Raw genomic sequence first — 18874 nt, forward strand, 5'->3', positions numbered from 1 at the left:
ATAAGGGAACGTCTCTTTGTATTACTTATAATCTGTAAAAATTCCACTTAAAAATACAGAATAACTTTCGAAAAGAACAACAGTTAATTGTAATTTTGTTGCAAATGGATTTTGAAAACTGGACTGATATAAAAAAAGAATTCGAACAATTCTTAAAGTTCGAAAGAGGCTTAAGCGTTAATTCAATTGATGCTTACTTAAATGACGTATCCAAATTTCAGATCTACTGCGAAGACAATCATTTGGTTTTAAATACTGTAACGAGAAAAAATATACAGGAGTTTTTGGCTTGGTTGCAGGAGTTTAATATTTCACCCTTCACACAATCCAGGCTGATCTCTGGCCTGAAGACTTTCTTTAGCTTTTTGATGATCGAGCATGAATTCGTCCACAATCCGACAGATCTTCTTCAGGCGCCACGCTTGGCACGCAAGCTGCCCAGCGTTTTGAGCATACATGAGATCGATCAATTGATCGCGGCAATCGATCTTTCTTCACCCGAGGGTGAGCGCAATAAAACGATCATCGAAATCTTATACGGATGCGGTCTCCGTGTTTCCGAACTTGTCACACTCAAGATATCGAACCTTTTTTTAGATGTTGAATTTATCAAAGTTGAGGGCAAGGGAAGCAAAGAACGCCTCATTCCAATTGGTCAACACGCCATTAAACACCTCCGTATCTACTTAGAAACGATCAGACCTCATATCAAGATTAAGGCCGGAAATGAAGATATTGTATTCCTCAACAGAAGAGGCGCCGCATTATCTCGGGTAATGATATTCCTGATCATCAAAGAACTTGCCTTAAAAATCGGTTTACAAAAAACCATCAGCCCACATACCTTTAGGCATAGTTTTGCATCACATTTAGTGGAAGGCGGGGCAGATCTAAGAGCTGTACAAGATATGCTCGGTCATGAAAGCATTACCACGACCGAAATATACACACACATCGATAGGGACTACCTTCATTCCGTTATTACGCAATATCATCCACGGTCGTGATGAATGTCCGATCACCTTTTGCCAGCTCGGTCATCCAAATGAACTATACTGCTTTATTCAGGGGCAATCGTGCTAGCCTCCTCTCATTCCACATTGCCCGCCCGATGCTAAGCATATATGGAAACTATTATAGCATTGACGTAAAAAAATAGAGAATTGACAAAAGCTAAACGCTAAAATACTGACGATAAGATGCCTTAAAAATTGATTGCTAAAAGATATAATTTTATCACAAAGATTGTTTGTAAGATCTAGAAAATAGTATATCTTTGCCAGACGTTCCCGTAGTTCAATGGATAGAATTTCAGATTCCGGTTCTGACGATGTGGGTTCGACCCCCGCCGGGAACACATCCTATTTAACAACAAAGACTATCCTAGGATAGTCTTTGTTGTTTAGAAGCTCTTTTGCAATAACTTGTGTTGCGAAGCCGTAAAAATATTCCGGAAGATGATATTGATTTCATGGTCAATGGCGGCCCCCGAAATTCCGGTGTGTGGATAGAGTCTTATCGTATTTGTTAAGATAGATTCCACAAAATCTCTACTTTGTATCCCTATCTGTTCATAAATCGCTGCATTATCATTTCCATCGTGAAGATTTTCCCAAGAAAGAGCGGCCAAATTCATGATTGCTTCCCTCCGATTAACATAATCTTGCTGAAATTCATCGAGTACCCTAAACGCTTCTTTACTTTCAGTCTTCTCCCATTTGGATTGATTGCTTTTTAACACAAATAGTTTTTCGATTAAATCCAAAAAGCGCTTATACATTCCCGTAAAGTTGGCCAGTAAAGTCAATTCCGCAAAAGGCATAAAGGGATATTGATACAACAGCTCGCGACGTGTACTTTTTGCCGCATCAATCTCAAAAGACTGCCTGCTATCAACGAGAACGTCTTCCAGCGAAAAAGAATGCGAAGCTGTAGCTTCCAATCCAAATGTATCCCAGTCATAGTGAATCAGTACATGATCCCGATCGACAAAAAATGATTTTATCAGCGGTTCACCTTTTTCGTCCAAAACGGGTTTTCCCGCCTCCTGAATTGCGGCATTTAATGTGAAGTGCGTTAAATGTGGCGCTCCGGTAGCATATCTCCAGAAACCACGGAGTCGATAGTGGTCCCCTTCACGCGTAGCAGTACCAGATGCCTGTCCACTACCTCCGAAACAAACCCGATCCGTTTCGAAAATTTGATTTCCTATAAGGGGATCAATAAAACCGACAAACAGATTTGCTCCTGAACATAAGGTTACTGTCCAGGCTAATCCCCCATCCCAATAAGCCAGATCAGCCAATAAACTGAGTCCTTCAGGTACACTTAACCCCAATCCACCTAATGCACGGGGAACCCAAATCTTAAACCACTTCCGACGGTAAATCAGCTGCAATTGTCCATCTGGCAACGTTTTCTGCTGAATTCCTTTTGCCTGATTATCTTTCAGTATAGCGATATCTTCGCTATTGAATTGCATATCTTTCTTCACGTATTATTCTCCTCCAATTAAAATACCCACTAAATGCCATAACAAATAAAAATAACGTCAAGCCCGAATAAAGAAACAGCCCTTTATGGATCAGTAAAGGAATTGCCATCAGATTACTGATATTCAACAATATCCAGTTTTCTATCTTCCGCTTTGCCAATAACCACATCCCTGCCCAAGCTGTACAGGAAACTGCAGAATCCCAAAGCGGTACATCAGAATCTGTTAAGTGTACCAATCCGAAATAAAACAACAGAAAACCGACAGCACATATGCCACCTACTATCCACCATTCTTTCGGCTCACAGTGTGTTATGGGCGTAGCTACATCACGACTATATTTCCAATAGATCCAGCCATAGATGCTCATGATCAAATAATAGAGATGTAGCAATATTTCGGCATATAGTTTCGCATGGAATAATACGTAAACAGAAATTAAGATACCAATAATCCCAAAAATGTAATTGATCGATTTATTTTGCCGGGAAAACCAAACTTGTAAAACACCAAAGGATACCCCTAACCATTCCGCAATGGTGGCCTGTTGAATCTGTTTTACAAAAGCTTCGAAAATTGTTTCAGAAGTCATCGCCTTGTTTATTATATCGTGTCATTCATAATAAACCTATGGGAGAGAAACGGCTATTTTTTATTGAAATTAAATCCCTACGCCAGCATTACCTGGATCAGGTATATAAAAGCGATTGTACAAGGAGGTACAATCGCTTTTATTGGGTATAATCTCAGCCGAGAATGACCATGGTCATTCCAAGCACCCCATAAGTATATTTTCGGTCGAATTGATTATTCTATATCAATCAATTTCAACGCTTTGTGCGTACGCGTACGCGTTTCTTTACAAAGTTGCGCATCATCGTTCAATGATTTCCCGTGTGAAGGGATCATTTCACGTAGTTTTTTACGGTATTCATCTGATTTGGCACGTTCAGGGAAACATCTCTTCAACAAGCTGATCATAATAGCTACTGACGTCGAAGCTCCAGGAGAAGCTCCTAATAGCGCAGCAATAGAACCATCGGCACTCGAAACGACCTCTGTACCAAATTCTAAAATTCCACCTTTCTTTTCATCTTTCTTGATGACCTGAACACGTTGTCCTGCTTTCTCGATAACCCAATCCTCCAATTTAGCTGTAGGCATAAATTGTTTTAAAGACTCCAGTTTATCTTTTGGTGACTTCATGACTTCAGTAATAAGATACTTCGTCAACGGTAAGTTGTCAAGTCCGGCTGATAACATCGGACGGATATTGGACAATTTGATAGAAGCCGGTAAATCGAAGTAAGACCCCTGTTTTAAGAATTTAGTTGAGAAACCTGCATATGGTCCAAACAATAACGCTTGCTTGCCATCAATATAACGTGTATCTAAGTGCGGTACAGACATTGGAGGCGCACCGACAGAAGCTTTACCATACACCTTCGCATGGTGTGTATTAATGATCTCTTCATTCACACAACGCAGCCATTGGCCTCCCACCGGGAATCCGCCATAGCCTTTCGCTTCGGGTATTCCAGATTTTTCCAACAATAACAACGAGTGCCCACCGGCTCCAATAAATACAAATTTTGCCTTGATTTCTCGCTTTGTTCCTGTCTTTAAATCTTTGACTTCCACTTCCCAGCGACCGTCATCTTCACGTTCGATGTCAATTACTTCGTGGTTTAAGGAAATCGAAATATTTTCTTTATTTTCAAGATTAGCGATCAAATCACGTGTCAACGACCCAAAATTTACATCAGTACCCAGATCCATTTTTGTCGCAGCGATTTTTTCGTCTGCCGCACGTCCTTCCATCATCAATGGAATCCACGATTTCAACAATGCTGTATCTTCGGTATATTCCATCCCTTTGAACAAGTTTTGGGTCGTTAGTGTTTCCCATCTTGTCTTTAGAAATTTAGCGTCTTTTTCACCAAAAACCGCACTCATGTGTGGAATACTACGGATAAAATTTTCAGGTTGGGCAATAATGCCTTTATCAACGAGGTAGGACCAAAATTGCTTAGAGACTTCAAATTGCTCGGCAATTTTCACTGCTTTATCAATCTTGACAGAACCATCTTTCTGTTCGGGGGTATAATTTAACTCGCATAAAGCAGAGTGACCCGTGCCAGCATTATTCCATGCGTCAGAACTTTCAGCAGCCACAACATCCAAACGCTCAAGAATTTCAATATTAACGTCTGGGCTTAATTCATTGATTAGAGTACCCAAAGTAGCACTCATAATACCGGCGCCGATCAGAACAACGTCAACTTCTTTATTTGATTTTTTGCTCATGTTTTTGTGATTGATGCAAATTTAATATAGTTTTTGGTAAACGTCCAAGTCTTTTGTCAAAAAACTGTACTTTTTAGAACCACTTATTCAAAAATACCATTGATTTATTAAAATAATCCTAAGTGAGCAATCGCTTACCGTAAAATTCTAAAAATGTTACCTTAAAACACTCCCCCACTCCAAGATAAACACCGGGTCAGCACACAATGTTTTTCTATTTTAAACCGTTATTTATCGAAAGATTTTGTGTTATAATATAGTTTTAACATTTTTGCAGAACGTCGATAGGCAATAGTGTACACGATGGCTAAAAAATAAGATCATTTATTCGCTCATATTATAGCATCGAGAAAAACACAAAGACTGTGGCATAACCAAGATAAACCTAATGGAAGCGAGTTCATGTATCGTGTTGAATTCCAAGATCAGACGGGCCGTGAGCGAAAGAAAGCACGAGGAAAATGGTCATAAATGCCATAGTGTAATTAATTGAAGAACAAATAACTTATACAGATGAAAATACTTGAAGGAAAAATTGCTTTAGTAACAGGAGCATCAAAAGGAATCGGAAGGAAAATTGCAGAAGTCTTTGCACAACATGGTGCTAACGTCGCTTTTACGTATCTTTCTTCTGTCGAAAAAGGACAGGCGTTGGAGCAGGAGCTTCAGGCTTTTGGCACCAAAGTGATTGGTTATCGCTCTGACGCTTCAAAATTTGAAGAAGCAGAACAATTGATCAATGCGATCGTCGCTGATTTTGGCGGATTAGATATTGTTGTCAATAATGCTGGTATCACAAAAGACGGCCTGTTAATGCGTATGACCGAAGAGAATTGGGATGATGTATTAAATGTGAACTTAAAATCTGTCTTTAACGTTACAAAAGCTGCTTCAAAAATTATGATGAAAAACCGTAAAGGTTCATTTATCAATATGTCATCCGTTGTTGGCGTTCAAGGAAATGCTGGTCAGGCAAATTATGCTGCATCAAAAGCTGGTATCATTGGGTTCACAAAATCGGTCGCTAAAGAAATAGGTTCTCGTAATATCCGTGCAAACGTAGTTGCTCCAGGCTTTATACGTACCGAAATGACAGATGTATTGGATCCTAAAGTCGTGGCAGGATGGGAAGCTGGAATTCCATTGAAACGTGCTGGCCAACCAGAAGATGTTGCCAATGCATGTCTTTATTTAGCATCTGACTTATCGGCATACGTAACCGGACAGGTTCTTCCTGTTGATGGTGGTATGTTATAAAAAATAACAGGCTTAGGTCAAGTTTTCTTACCTTGACCTAAGCCTGTTCTCTAGTTATGTTTTACGACGATCCCGATCTATCTACCCCTCTAACCTGGATATACCGGACAAAGACACTATACTTCTCCTTCTATTTACAGAATTTTCTGTCTCCGCATACCTGTATTGTTAATAATACCAAACATCTTCAATAGGCTTCTGATAAGAAGGAATCTATAGATCGCCTCCAATATTTACAAATTTTCGTTAATTTTGTCGATCAAATTTAAATGCTATGGCGAACTGGAAGGATTTTTTTGAAATTAAAACCGAGGATGATTTTAATCAGCATTGTTTAGATACCTACCAATTCCAGAGCCAGCATTGTAAGGTTTATCGTGACTATATCAGCCTCCTCGGCAGAGAAAAAGACCTTATTCAGCACTATACGGATATTCCTTTTATGCCTATTGAATTTTTTAAGACGCAACAGGTTATTGCTGAAGGAATGGAGGCTGAAATCGTATTCTCGAGTTCGGGTACAACGGGTATGGTCACCTCAAAACATTTAGTCGCTGACCTCCGTATTTACGAACGCACTTTCCGTCGGATTTTTGAAGACTTCTATGGTCCACTAAGCCATATCGCCGTACTGGCCCTTCTACCCTCATACCTTGAAAGAAGCGGTTCATCTTTAATCTACATGATTGATGATCTCATGAAGCAAAGTGAGCAGCCTGAAAGCAATTATTTTCTCTATAACCACCAAGAGCTTTACGATACACTTGTGGCGCTCAAAAATAAAGGCACAAAAACAATCCTTTTCGGCGTAACGTACGCCCTACTCGACTTCATTGAACAATACGCCTTTGAATTTCCTGAACTGATTATTATGGAAACTGGCGGAATGAAAGGTAAACGCAAGGAAATGGTCAAACAGGAAATCCATAAACTCCTGGAAGAAGCCTTTTCCGTCCATGGAATCCATTCGGAATATGGCATGACAGAATTACTCTCACAAGGTTATTCTTCAGGTCAGGGAATTTTCCATCTTCCCAAATGGATGAAAATCTTGATTCGCGACACCAATGATCCATTGAGCCTAATTCCCATGAATAAAACTGGTGGTATCAACGTCATCGACCTTGCGAATCGTTACTCGTGTTCATTTATAGCCACGCAGGATTTGGGTAAAGTATATCCAGATGGATCTTTTGAAATATTAGGACGTTTTGACCAAAGTGATATCAGGGGATGTAATTTGTTGGTTCAATAATGATCCAACATGATTCAGCACGGGTTTTGTGATGACCCTTTATATTCCCAAATAAATGAAAGCGTAGGTGGTGAAACACATAGGGCAATTTAATTAAACCACCTGTTCATGATGTGTGAACAGGTGGTTTTTCATTCGAAATATGATCTTTATTTCAGACTCGGATCTTCAAAGGTGTTGCCCGATCGCATATCCCCCGAATCATATCCCTTTTTAAACCATTCCATACGTTGAGCGGACGTACCATGCGTAAATGATTCAGGAACAGCATAGCCCTGTGCTTCTGTCTGTAATTTATCATCTCCCACTGCTTCGGCAGCTTTCATACCGTCCATAATATCATTATAATCGATTTTTATATCGGTATATTCATTGAGATAATGCGCCCATACTCCAGCATAAAAATCAGCTTGCAGTTCGGTCATCACAGAGATCCGGTTATTTTCGCGTTCACTCATTTGCCCACGGGCCTGATTGGTCTTTGGTAATAAACCCACCAACTGTTGGATATGGTGTCCAACCTCATGGGCAATTACATACGCCATGGCGAACTCTCCCTTCGCCCCGAATTTATCCGACAGTTCTTTACTAAAGCTCAGATCCAGGTAAATCTTTTGATCGCCAGGACAATAAAAAGGTCCGTAAGAGGCCTGTCCCATGCCACAACCATCCGTTTGTGTACCACCATCATAAAAAACAAGGGTAGTAGGCGTATAACTCTTCTGCATCTGCTCTTTAAACAGCTTTGCCCAAACATCCTCTGTACTTTGGAGTACAGTCAAGGAGAATTCGGTTAGCCTTTTTTCTTCAGGATTTAACTCACGTGGCTGCCCGGACTGTTCGGTTTGCGCCCCCATATTTTGAGCCTGCTGTAAGAGTTGACTCGGATCTCCACCCATCAAAAATCCAATGACCAAAACAATAATTCCACCAATTCCTCCTAAAGCAATTTTTCCTCCCCCCGACATTCCTCTGCGGTCTTCAAAATTACCACTTTGTTTACCTCCTTGCCATTTCATAGTATTTCTATATTACAGTTAATAATCTTTTCTAATGTTGGATAAACACAAATTCGGTACCAATGTTCTACATGAAGTAGATTTATTTGAAGAAAAAACTCATGCTACAATTTACATCATAGCTCGCTCATATCATAAATTTACCGGTAAGAAAAGATAGTCATTAGCAAAAACAATGCTTTAAAGGGACAAAAACAGGAGTTATTTCTCTAAGTCGTGATATTCGTCATTGTACATCAAAACAAATTTGGCTAAGTTTGGGCTTTCAAAAAAACTGACATGAAATTAGAAGAACAATTACAAGCGAGAGCTGGCGGAAAATGTGAGCTGACAGGCGAAGATGCCACTTTAATTGCTTATACATTACCACCGGAAATAACATCAAATTTGGACAATACTTTACTGATTTCAGAAACATTGGTCAATCAGCTCAACAAAACGGAGCAATTAAATCCGGACGATTGGAAATTCCTTCCAAATGCAATGTGGTCCGAGAACCCATCGGTACAAATTGTATGCTGGCGTATGTTAAACCGACTAAAAAATGAAGGTTGGGCGTCTGAAGCATTGGATATTCTATATTTAGACGATGAGACACTAGCTGAAGCTAAGAAAACTGGAGACCATGAAAATGACGGCTATGTTTCATTTCATGAAGATAGCATCGGGCAACGACTATTGGAGGGCGACACTGTTGTTCTGACAAAAACGCTTGATGTGAAAGGTTCCTCTTTAAAAGCGACTTTAGGTACCGTGGTTAAGAATATTAGACTGGTAGCAGACAATATCGAGCAAATTGAGGGAAAGATTGAGGGCCAAACCATCGTGATACTGACCAAATATCTCCGTAAACAAAATTAAAATAGACTTTTCGTCTAAATAATTAAGGCTTAAACTGGAGAACTCCCGTTTAAGCCTTAATTATTTAAATAGATACTAGTTGCCACTATTGCGGATAATTCCGCACAAATTCGAAACGATAGTTTGGATGTTGTTTGAGACTATCGATCAAGTCCGATAATAGCCGCTGCCCTTTTTTCGTTTGGTACATATTGTCATGAGTCAATAGCACAACATTGTTCTTTGTATAAGACGTACCTTTGCGGAGTAAATTCTTCATTTGGGTATACAATTGATTCACCGATAGGTCCGGTTTCCCCGTAACACCATTAATCTTCCACTCACAATCCCAACCAATTACTTTATAACCATTCTGGTGTAGTAGCTCGGCCGTCGAAGCCCCGCTTTTCAAATCAACCTTTTTGCGGTCTCCGATATACCAGATATTTCGCCCCGGCAGCCGCACTATCTTATGTGTTAAGCCCAGCGATTGCTCAGCAAGTTCAAAATCTTCAAAGGCCGTCTGCGCATTCGAATAGAACGTACTGTACTTATTATGTGCATGCCAGTAACTGTGGTTGTAACAATCTACTAATGGATTATTTTTATAACGTTCTGTAAAGCCGTGTAACTTCTTACTCATCTTGTCATGATTGCCAATCAGAAAAGCATTGATTTTAATGCCTTTTGCTGTCGCAATGGAATCAAGGTGCTGACTTCCATTTAAGGGTCCATCGTCAAAAGTGAGATAAATGTAACGTGGAGAAACAGTATCAGTCAACAATACCGTTGTATCTTTAGCTCCTTTGTAGTCCACATCTTCTTCCATTTTTGTAATGGTGTCTTTCCGTAGCGAATCTACTTTACTTATTGAATCCTGCACGGCAAGTAAACTATCCTTTTTTGGTGGCATAGAGTCAACAGCCCCCACATTTTGAACCTTATTTGTCCCACTTTGATTGCAGGAGTAAAATCCCAAAATAGATATACTTAACCCTACCCATACAACACCCGAATTAACTACTTTTCTCATTACAAAAATTAACTTACCATCACAATTATTTCACAAATACTCAAAATCATCTAAAATAAGCTGATTTCAGTCCCGTGTTGCGCAAAATTAATATATTTTTCATTAATAAAGCTGTTATGTTATTTAATTTATTGTGCATGGCACTCAAAGCGTCATGATTTCGCATGCCTCCAGCGCTACGAAAGCAGACCAGCTGTTATTTCCGGCCAAAAAAAAGGAACCTATGTTGATATAGATTCCTTTTTTATTCTGTTATTCAGCTACTCAATTAATCCCGATGTCTTCCGCCATGACCGTTACCTCGCCCGTGTCCATGTCCCTGATCATTGCCACGCCCGTGACCACCTTCGCGACCTCGTCCATAACCGCGGTCGTTTCCTCTATCGTATCCCCGACGCTCACCCCATGAATGTTCGCGGCTTACCCGACGCTCGCTTGCAAATGAATATCCACCACCATGATGACTGTCTCGAATGGCGACCTGCCTTCCCCGATAACCGCCATAACGGCTTCTGTAGCGATCGTGATGATGCCAAGGTGTGCGATCGTTGATTACTACTTTATGCACCCGATAAAAATCGTAATGTCTATATCGTCTCGGTAAACTTGCTCTTCTTATCCAGCCGCCGTTATCATAATAAACGTAACATCTCGCGGGTACATCGTAATACATATTGTATTCTGGCATATAATAATAACGCGCGTAATCATAACCCGCTGGTCCCCAACTAGGCTGACTTCCAATATTGACACTGATACTCACTTGCGCCTGTGCAGCTCCCGCCGTAAAAAGGCCTGCAATGATCGCCGCCGCATAAAACAATTTTTTCATAAGTAGCTCCTCCCTTAGTTTGTAATTTCTTCTTTACAATACGACAACAAACAGTATGCAAAAGATTAATGTTCAAATGTTAATTTTTGTTAACGCAACAATAAAAACCTCATTTTGAACAGGTTGAAAATAGTGTAATTCACAAAATACCCCAAACCTTTTTGAAGGATCCGTTGTTCAGATTGATAGGACTTTAATGAATAATTACCATGAGTATATATAACGTAGGCATATTTGTCGGCAGCTTGAGAAAGGAATCTTTCAATAAAAAGATCGCACAGTTTATCCTCGACCAGGAGGAATCGAAATTTAGCTATCGCATGATTGATATCGGCGATCTCCCCTTATATAATCAGGATTTTGACGATGCTGGTAACCCACCGGCTAGCTATACCCGTTTCCGTCAAGAGGTCGCGTCCTTGGATGCTGTGCTTTTTGTTACCGCAGAGTATAACCGTTCGATTCCGGCGGTATTAAAGAATGCGATTGACGTGGGTTCGAGACCCTATGGAAAAAATAAATGGGATGGTAAACCTGGCGCAATAATTTCCTCATCAACGGGAGTTTATGGGGGCTTTGGGGCCAACCATCATTTGCGTCAATCACTTGTCTTCGTCAATATCCCAACGATGCAGCAACCTGAAGCTTATCTGGGCGATATCGGCAGCTGTATCGGTCCAAGTGGAACAGTGGAATTAGCAAAAACCAAAGATTTTCTCCGCAGCTTTAAAACAGCATTTGAGCAATGGGCTGAGCGAATCATTCATACAAAAAGGCAGAATTAAGTTCTGCCCTTTTGTATGAATGATCAAATTAAACTAGTCTTGTTCATCACTGAGGTCATAGTTCCAATGCTGTAATTTTTCCTGTAAGATCCGCGATATCTTATTGAAATAGCGCTTTTGCTTATAGCCCATTACCCATTGTACCCCCTGTACAGCATTGGTACAGAAAATCTCATCTGCCCGTTTCATGATTTCGGGGCTTATCTGTGCTTCCACCACTTCTATACCTTCATCCTGTGCCATGTCCATGACTACCCGACGCATCACCCCTTCAATACATCCTTCGGATAATGCTGGTGTATAAAGCACCTTTTCATAATAGACAAAGATATTTGAAATTAAGGATTCACATAGGTAACCTTCCTGATTTAGAATTAACACATCATCAAAAGCCATTTTCTTTTTATAGATGCCAGCTAACACATAAATCTGCGCATTTAAAGATTTAATCTTTGAAAGATCGCTATAAGGTTTTTTGAATTCATTGTACAGCCCTACAATCAAACCGACCTTCTTATCGCGAAGATTAGGTTCTATGCGCTGCACCTGCAAAACAAAACCAGGTTTATTACTCGTCGGACTATACAATCCGCCACCAGATCTAAATACGATCAACCGGATACGAACCTGCTGTCCCAACATATTGTTTTTACGGATTAATTCTTCGGATCTCGAACGAATAAAAAATGCATCGAAAAGGTTTGCATCATCCAAATGAATCAACTCCATTCCTTTTTGTAAACGCTCGACATGAAAATTTAGAAAGCGGATATCACCATCCTTATACAACATCGTTTCGAACAGTCCGTCCCCATAACGAAAACCTCTATTCTCAATGCTAAATATTTCCTGATCTTCCGGCACTACATTGCCATTGAAATTGATATAGTTTGTTGGCATCTTAATTTTGTTCTAAATTTTAATCATGTTCTATAGCCATTGAATTTGCCGCATATCCGCGCCACTTTTCTAAAGCTAAACGAAAATCTTCCGGATATGGTACCTCAAAATACATATTTTCTTTTGTAGAAGGATGAATAAATCCCAATACTTGCGCATGAAGTGCTTGTCGCGGCAGCAATGAAAAACAGTTATCCACAAACTGCTTGTACTTTGAAAACACGGTACCTTTTAAAATCTTATCGCCGCCATACATGGCATCATTAAATAGCGGATGACCAATAGATTGCATATGCGTACGAATTTGATGTGTACGTCCCGTTTCTAATTGACATTCTATTAGGGTAACATAGCCCAGTCGCTCCAAAACTCGGTAATGTGTCACTGACCAACGCCCCTTGTCTTCACTATCATACATCGCCATGATACGTCTGTCTTTTAGATGACGTCCAATATAACCTGTGATTGTTCCGTCCTCTTTTAAATCTCCCCAAACTAATGCAATATATTTACGGGTAATGCTGTGATCGAAAAACTGCTTTGCCAAAAAGGCCATTGATTTTTCATTTTTAGCAATGACCAATAATCCGGAGGTGTCTTTATCGATTCGATGCACTAAACCCGGGCGATCGGAGTTTCCAGGTAGCTGTGGCAGCTGCTGTATATGATACGTTAATGCATTGACCAAGGTTCCTGTATAATTATTATATCCTGGATGCACGACCATTCCCGCCTCCTTATTCACGATCAACACATCGTCATCCTCGTATTTGATATCTAATGGAATGTTTTCAGGATAAACTTCGTTATCCCGTGGCGGATCAGGTAGCACTAATGTAATCACATCATCAGGTCTAACCTTATAGCTCGCCTTGATCTCCTTACCGTTAACCATGACAGAACCAGCTTCAATAGCATGCTGAATTTTGCTCCGCGTAGCATTTTCCACCCTGTTCATCAGATATTTATCAATGCGGAGTAATGCTTGCCCCTTATCCACCTCAATACGTAGATGCTCAAATAATTCCTGTTCTTCCTGATCTTGCGATCCAATTTGTTCTGTCATGCTACAAAAATAAACCAAATGAAACAATTTTCGTTAAATTTGTTTTCATTTAATGTTATGTTGCCGTTCAAAATCCATAGTCCCGAAACTGAATTGTGCCTTCCGGCCTGGGAGAAGAAGCATATTAAAGTAACGCTTAAGCGGGATGACCTCATACATCCGTTTATTTCGGGCAATAAATGGCGAAAATTAAAATATAATCTGGAAGAAGCAGTGCAGCTAGGGAAAAGCCATCTGGTTACATTTGGCGGGGCATGGAGCAACCATCTTTTGGCTACTGCTTGCGCCGGCGCTACCTTCAAGTTTAAAACAACTGCTTTTGTTAGAGGTGAAGAAGGGGTTAACAACCCTGTTTTAACGATGTGTCGTCTTTTTGGGATGCAGCTTATTTACGTCGACCGCGAATCTTACCGAAATAAAGAAAATTTATACGAGCGTTATTTTGGTCAGGATCCGACGACATTCTATATACATGAAGGCGGTTACGGTATGCTCGGAGCGAAAGGTTGCGCCGAAATCGTTGACGAACTCCAACATGAATATCAGCATATTTTTACAGCCTGTGGTACAGGAACAACATTAGCGGGAATAGGCAATGCTGTCGAAAAACGAGATCTATTTACCCATGTACATGGCGTTCCTGTTTTAAAAAATGGTGGCTTTATTCAAACGGAAGTCGATCAACTTTACCCCAACATCCCCCCGCCTATTTTACACCTTGATTATCATTTTGGTGGTTATGCCAAATCCAACGCCGACTTGCTCGTCTTCGTTCAACATTTTATAGCATCCACAGGAATAATGATTGAACCTACTTATACCGGCAAATTGCTCTATGCCGTGGATGACCTGATCAAAAAGGACTACTTTACCCCCGCCGATCAGGTACTCGTAATACATACCGGCGGACTTACAGGCCTACTTGGCATGTACGAACGTTTTAATTTTCTTGATCTACATCAATAAATAAAGCAGAACACCCCACAGAGACATTTGATTGACATTTATTCAGCAATTATATTGTAAGTTTGACCCGATTTAAAAATAAATCAAATCGAAAACATGCGAAAACCATGATTTTCCAAAGGTAACAGCGAGGCCAGTATGGGGTATTTTTAACCCTATGCAGCACCTCATAAATTAATGATATAAAGATGAAAATATTAGCATTTGCAGGCACAAGCAACAAAAACTCAATCAACAAAACATTTGTCACAAGTACTTCAAAATACTACAAGGAAGCCGACGATACCATCGAATTGCTAGACTTAAACCATTTTGAAATGCCGATCTATTCTTACGACAAAGAAGTCGAGTTGGGCATTCCTCAATTAGCGCATGACTTTGCAGCTAAAATGGATGCCGCAGATTTCCTGTTGATTTCTTTGGCCGAACATAATGGATCCTATACCACAGCTTACAAAAATATCGTTGACTGGGTTTCACGGATTCCTAACCGTAAATTATTCAACGGCAAACCTGTTTTCTTATTGGCAACTGCCCCTGGTCCAATGGGAGGTGCCACAGTTTTGAACACTGCTGTCAATCGAATCACTTGGGACGGTGCCGATATATTAGATTCCTTTTCTCTTCCCGAATTCCACAAAAACTTTGAAGAAGGTAAAGGTATTATCGACCCGACTTTAAGAAGTCAATTAGAAGCTAAAGTACGTAAAACAAAACGTGCACTTGCCGAAAAATTATCCGTTCAGGGTTAACAAAAGATTAACAAATAATCATTGTAAAAACCTCTTTTAATATGTAAATTGAAAACCTATTAAAAGAGGTTTTTTGATATGGCAAAAAAAATATTACTACTTGTAGGAGACTTTGTAGAAGACTACGAAGCAATGGTTCCATTTCAAGCAATGGGTTCTATAGGGATAACGGTAGATGCAATTGCTCCAGACCGCAAAAGCGGGGATGTAGTTCCCACAGCAGTACATGATTTCACTGGTGATCAGACCTACAAAGAATTGCGCGGGCATAATTTCGCAATCAATAAAGATTTCGACCAGGTAAATGTTGAAGACTATGACGGTCTATATATTGCTGGCGGACGATCGGCAGAATATATTCGACTCAACAAACGTGTTTTGGAGATTACGAAACACTTCTTTGAGCACAACAAACCTGTGGCGGCAATATGTCATGGTATCCAGGTGTTAACAGCTGCAAAAGTACTCGCAGGTCGTACATTGACAGCCTATGTTGCTGTAGGTCCAGACATCGAACTAGCGGGCGGCACATGGAAAAATATCCCTGCCGATCAAGCGGTCGTAGACGGAAATTTGGTCACCTCTCCTGCTTGGCCAGGACATCAGGCAATTTTAAAAGAGTTTTATAAGTTATTAGGTATTACTATTACAATTTAAGTGTTTTTTAATGAAGAAGAATAAAAGGTTATGGCTTTTGGTCATACCGATTTTAGTGCTGCTGGGTTTTATTTTAAAAGATAGCTTCAATCAGAAAAGTATTGAAGATTTACCGGGAGGTTTTAAGGAAGTCGCTTTCGTCAGAAATGAACAAAATAAAGGCGGTATCATACGCATCTATGCCGTTACAGTAGGTGACCTGTTGAACGCAGATTATACAGGCTGTCTTGACTTGATGCCTGTCAATGATTACGGAAGCACAACAACGGTGTATTTCTTTGATCGAAGCGCTCCTTATCCGACAAGCTTATCAATTGACACACCCCATTTTGACACGACAAAATACAAAGCTATTCAAATTTCCAAAAAGTACGGAAAGAAGAAATAGACGAAATCAAACATAATGACATGTCCCTCAAAGTCTGCAAGACTTTGGGGGATTTTTTTTCCATGCAGTGCACGACCTTGTAGCGGTTATTTCTAGGGAAGAAGAATGATGGCAAAAATGCACCTTAAAACGACGCTCGAAATACATCAACAAAAAATAACTTAATAATTCTTTAACACAAAAAAGTTCGATTATCCCCTGCAGAGCTATAGTTTTGCTTTTTAAATTTACGTATATTTAGCTATGGCGAAAAAATTTATTCCTAGAGACGTTAGTTGGTTGAGCTTTAATGGCAGAGTACTTCAGGAAGCTGCGGATGAGACTGTCCCTTTACCCTTAAGAATCAAATTTTTAGGTATATTTTCCAATAACCTCGATGAATTTTTCCGCGTGCGTGTTGCAGGTCTAAAACGGGCTATAGACCTCAAAGATAAAAGTGCCAATCAATCCTTCTATGAAGATCCTCAGCTTATCCTAGAAGAGCTCAATATCCGGGTCATCAAGCAGCAAAAGAAATTTGACAGTACCTGGAATCGTATCCAAAAAGATATGGCCAAACAAAATGTCTATATTAAGACCAGTGAGGAACTCAACCCCGAACAACAGAAGTTTGTGAGTGACTATTATCAGGATGACGTAGAATCGAACGTCATTCCGCTGATATTGGACGATGTGCGGCCTATGCCTTATATTCGGGATAAGAGCCTTTATTTGGGCATTGCGATGGGAAAACAGGAATGGCAGTACGAAACCAAATTTGCACTCATCGAAATCCCGACCAGTCAAAATGGACGCTTCGTCCAGTTGCCATCGCCAAAAGATGAAAAACACATCATACTTTTGGAGGATGTTATCAAGTTTAATCTTCCTCTGATATTCTCCTATTTCGGTTTTGATGTATTCAATGCACATGTATTTAAAGTCACAAAAGACGCCGAATTTGACATTGACAATGACATCAACACGACGCTGGTCGAAAAGATAAGCAAAGGGGTAAAAAACAGAAGAAAAGGTAAACCTACCCGATTTATTTTTGATCAAGAGATGGACCATAAATTGGTAGAATTCCTGATCAAGAAACTTAACCTTTCAAAAAAAGACAGCATCATTCCAGGACAAAAAATACACAACTTCAAACACTTCATGGATTTTCCCAATGTGTTTAAATCCTATAATCAGCCCTTGGAACGGACGTCCTTTCCACACCCCTATTTCAAGAACTACGAACGTGTAACGGATACTGTATTGAAAAAAGATGTGCTGCTCTCCTTCCCCTATCATGAGTTTAGACCGATCATTGATCTACTTCGTGAAGCAGCGATGGATCCAGATGTGAAAACCATCCAGATTACGGCATACCGCTTAGCCTCGAATTCAAAAATTGCAAATGCCCTGATTAACGCGGCCCGCAATGGAAAGGAAGTCACCGTGATGCTTGAACTTCGGGCAAGATTTGATGAAGAAAACAATTTGGACTGGAAAGAGAAACTTGAACTGGAAGGCATCAAGGTATTGACCGGTATCCCAAATAAAAAGGTCCATGCAAAACTATGCGTCATCAAAAAACGTATTGGAATGAAAACGATCCAGTATGGTTTTGTCAGCACAGGAAATATCAATGAAAAAACGGCTAAATTATACGGAGATTACTGCCTATTAACGAGTAATAGGGATGTTATTGCCGATATAAATAAGGTTTTCAATTACCTGAGACGTCCTAAGTCAAATCCGGCTGAAATTATCAAAAATTGCAAAAGTCTGTTGATATGCCCAACGGATATGCGCAGGGAACTTCTACACTACATCGATCAGGAGATTACCGAAGCCAAGGCTGGTCGAAAAGCATATATTATTGTCAAGGTAAACTCACTGAGCGATAAAGAAATGATTAAAAAGCTCTATGATGCCGCAACAGCTGGTGTCAAAATAGACCTTATCATCCGGGGAATCTACTGTGCAACAAATCAAAAAACCTTTAAATTGCAAATGAATGCCATTTCAATCGTCGATGAGTATTTGGAACATGCACGTGTGATGTATTTCTACAACGCTGGCCGAGAGCAGCTATTTATTTCCTCGGCAGATTGGATGACAAGAAACTTGGATCATCGCATCGAAGCAGCGGTCAAAATAACAAGTAAAAAAATCAAGGAAGATTTAAAAGAAATGCTTCAGATCCAGCTCAATGATAATGTCAAGGCCCGTATACTCAACAATTCACTGAGCAATCATTACGTTGAGAATAAAAAGGCGCCATGCCGTTCGCAGATTGAAATATACAATTATCTGAGAAAAAAATTAGCGGATCATTAGTGGGCTGTTG

18 protein-coding genes and 1 tRNA gene are annotated in these 18874 nt (G+C 40.0%); 11 read left to right on the forward strand and 8 right to left on the reverse strand.

Annotation, left to right across the window (positions count from 1 at the left end; all coding sequences use genetic code 11):
* Nucleotides 1-104 precede the first annotated feature (104 nt).
* Nucleotides 105-1007, forward strand: a complete 903-nt coding sequence (gene xerD, locus B3297_RS15640) for a site-specific tyrosine recombinase XerD (protein ID WP_070569672.1) — start codon at nucleotides 105-107, stop codon at nucleotides 1005-1007.
* A gap of 278 nt (nucleotides 1008-1285) precedes the next feature.
* A tRNA-Arg gene (locus tag B3297_RS15645) sits at nucleotides 1286-1357 on the forward strand.
* A gap of 45 nt (nucleotides 1358-1402) precedes the next feature.
* Here the strand turns inward: B3297_RS15645 and B3297_RS15650 are convergent.
* The 3 genes from B3297_RS15650 to B3297_RS15660 all read right to left on the reverse strand — a co-directional run bounded on the left by B3297_RS15650 (nucleotide 1403) and on the right by B3297_RS15660 (nucleotide 4801).
* Nucleotides 1403-2482: an acyl-CoA dehydrogenase gene (locus tag B3297_RS15650; RefSeq protein WP_286769738.1), complete on the reverse strand. Its 1080-nt coding sequence runs from the start codon at nucleotides 2480-2482 to the stop codon at nucleotides 1403-1405.
* Nucleotides 2469-3086, reverse strand: coding sequence for a nicotinamide riboside transporter PnuC (pnuC, locus tag B3297_RS15655; RefSeq protein WP_070569668.1), 618 nt, complete (start codon nucleotides 3084-3086; stop codon nucleotides 2469-2471). Before pnuC ends, B3297_RS15650 begins: the two co-directional genes overlap by 14 nt.
* 215 nt (nucleotides 3087-3301) lie before the next feature.
* The gene (locus tag B3297_RS15660; protein WP_070569666.1) at nucleotides 3302-4801 is read right to left on the reverse strand and encodes a malate:quinone oxidoreductase; all 1500 of its coding nucleotides are present in this window, start codon (nucleotides 4799-4801) and stop codon (nucleotides 3302-3304) included.
* A gap of 513 nt (nucleotides 4802-5314) precedes the next feature.
* On the opposite strand from B3297_RS15660, the gene fabG reads away from it, so the two are divergent.
* Together fabG and B3297_RS15670 are read left to right on the forward strand one after the other, a co-directional pair.
* Entirely contained in the window at nucleotides 5315-6058 is a 744-nt protein-coding gene (gene fabG / locus B3297_RS15665; protein WP_286779123.1) for a 3-oxoacyl-[acyl-carrier-protein] reductase, read from the forward strand.
* 274 nt (nucleotides 6059-6332) lie between these two features.
* Entirely contained in the window at nucleotides 6333-7313 is a 981-nt protein-coding gene (locus B3297_RS15670) for an acyl transferase (protein WP_201639401.1), read from the forward strand.
* A 149-nt stretch (nucleotides 7314-7462) separates the two neighbouring features.
* Here B3297_RS15670 and B3297_RS15675 read toward each other — a convergent pair whose 3' ends face one another.
* On the reverse strand, nucleotides 7463-8332 hold the full coding sequence (locus B3297_RS15675) for a KPN_02809 family neutral zinc metallopeptidase (protein WP_070569662.1): 870 nt from the start codon (nucleotides 8330-8332) through the stop codon (nucleotides 7463-7465).
* Between the two features lie 279 nt (nucleotides 8333-8611).
* Between B3297_RS15675 and B3297_RS15680 the strand changes: the two genes are divergently transcribed.
* Nucleotides 8612-9193 (forward strand): PhnA domain-containing protein, encoded by a 582-nt coding sequence (locus B3297_RS15680; RefSeq protein WP_046675805.1) that lies wholly within the window; start codon nucleotides 8612-8614, stop codon nucleotides 9191-9193.
* Between the two features lie 85 nt (nucleotides 9194-9278).
* On the opposite strand, the gene B3297_RS15685 is transcribed toward B3297_RS15680, so the two are convergent.
* Both B3297_RS15685 and B3297_RS15690 read right to left on the reverse strand, forming a co-directional pair.
* Nucleotides 9279-10205, reverse strand: a complete 927-nt coding sequence (locus B3297_RS15685) for a polysaccharide deacetylase family protein (protein ID WP_070569659.1) — start codon at nucleotides 10203-10205, stop codon at nucleotides 9279-9281.
* Nucleotides 10206-10473: 268 nt separating this feature from the next.
* Complete coding sequence (locus B3297_RS15690; protein WP_115048048.1) at nucleotides 10474-11037, reverse strand: hypothetical protein; 564 nt, start codon at nucleotides 11035-11037, stop codon at nucleotides 10474-10476.
* Between the two features lie 209 nt (nucleotides 11038-11246).
* Between B3297_RS15690 and B3297_RS15695 the strand changes: the two genes are divergently transcribed.
* On the forward strand, nucleotides 11247-11822 hold the full coding sequence (locus B3297_RS15695; RefSeq protein ID WP_070569655.1) for an NADPH-dependent FMN reductase: 576 nt from the start codon (nucleotides 11247-11249) through the stop codon (nucleotides 11820-11822).
* 33 nt (nucleotides 11823-11855) lie between these two features.
* Here B3297_RS15695 and B3297_RS15700 read toward each other — a convergent pair whose 3' ends face one another.
* Nucleotides 11856-12722 carry an aminotransferase class IV gene (locus B3297_RS15700; protein WP_046675801.1) on the reverse strand — a complete coding sequence of 289 codons (867 nt, stop codon included), beginning with the start codon at nucleotides 12720-12722 and terminating at the stop codon, nucleotides 11856-11858.
* Between the two features lie 19 nt (nucleotides 12723-12741).
* A complete protein-coding gene (locus B3297_RS15705) occupies nucleotides 12742-13788 on the reverse strand; it encodes an RluA family pseudouridine synthase (protein ID WP_046675800.1) in 1047 nt (348 codons plus the stop codon).
* An 18-nt stretch (nucleotides 13789-13806) separates the two neighbouring features.
* Between B3297_RS15705 and B3297_RS15710 the strand changes: the two genes are divergently transcribed.
* The 5 genes from B3297_RS15710 (at nucleotide 13807) to ppk1 (ending at nucleotide 18864) form a co-directional block, all read left to right on the forward strand.
* The gene (locus tag B3297_RS15710; protein ID WP_239468705.1) at nucleotides 13807-14754 is read left to right on the forward strand and encodes a 1-aminocyclopropane-1-carboxylate deaminase/D-cysteine desulfhydrase; all 948 of its coding nucleotides are present in this window, start codon (nucleotides 13807-13809) and stop codon (nucleotides 14752-14754) included.
* Between the two features lie 188 nt (nucleotides 14755-14942).
* Nucleotides 14943-15506 (forward strand): NADPH-dependent FMN reductase, encoded by a 564-nt coding sequence (locus tag B3297_RS15715; RefSeq protein ID WP_046675799.1) that lies wholly within the window; start codon nucleotides 14943-14945, stop codon nucleotides 15504-15506.
* A gap of 78 nt (nucleotides 15507-15584) precedes the next feature.
* Complete coding sequence (locus tag B3297_RS15720; protein WP_070569652.1) at nucleotides 15585-16163, forward strand: DJ-1/PfpI family protein; 579 nt, start codon at nucleotides 15585-15587, stop codon at nucleotides 16161-16163.
* A gap of 10 nt (nucleotides 16164-16173) precedes the next feature.
* Nucleotides 16174-16551 carry a hypothetical protein gene (locus B3297_RS15725; RefSeq protein ID WP_046675797.1) on the forward strand — a complete coding sequence of 126 codons (378 nt, stop codon included), beginning with the start codon at nucleotides 16174-16176 and terminating at the stop codon, nucleotides 16549-16551.
* 243 nt (nucleotides 16552-16794) lie between these two features.
* The gene (gene ppk1, locus B3297_RS15730; RefSeq protein ID WP_046675796.1) at nucleotides 16795-18864 is read left to right on the forward strand and encodes a polyphosphate kinase 1; all 2070 of its coding nucleotides are present in this window, start codon (nucleotides 16795-16797) and stop codon (nucleotides 18862-18864) included.
* Nucleotides 18865-18874: the final 10 nt, after the last annotated feature.

Source organism: Sphingobacterium sp. UBA3519 (genome assembly GCF_002377215.1).
In the GTDB taxonomy this organism is placed as follows: domain Bacteria; phylum Bacteroidota; class Bacteroidia; order Sphingobacteriales; family Sphingobacteriaceae; genus Sphingobacterium; species Sphingobacterium multivorum.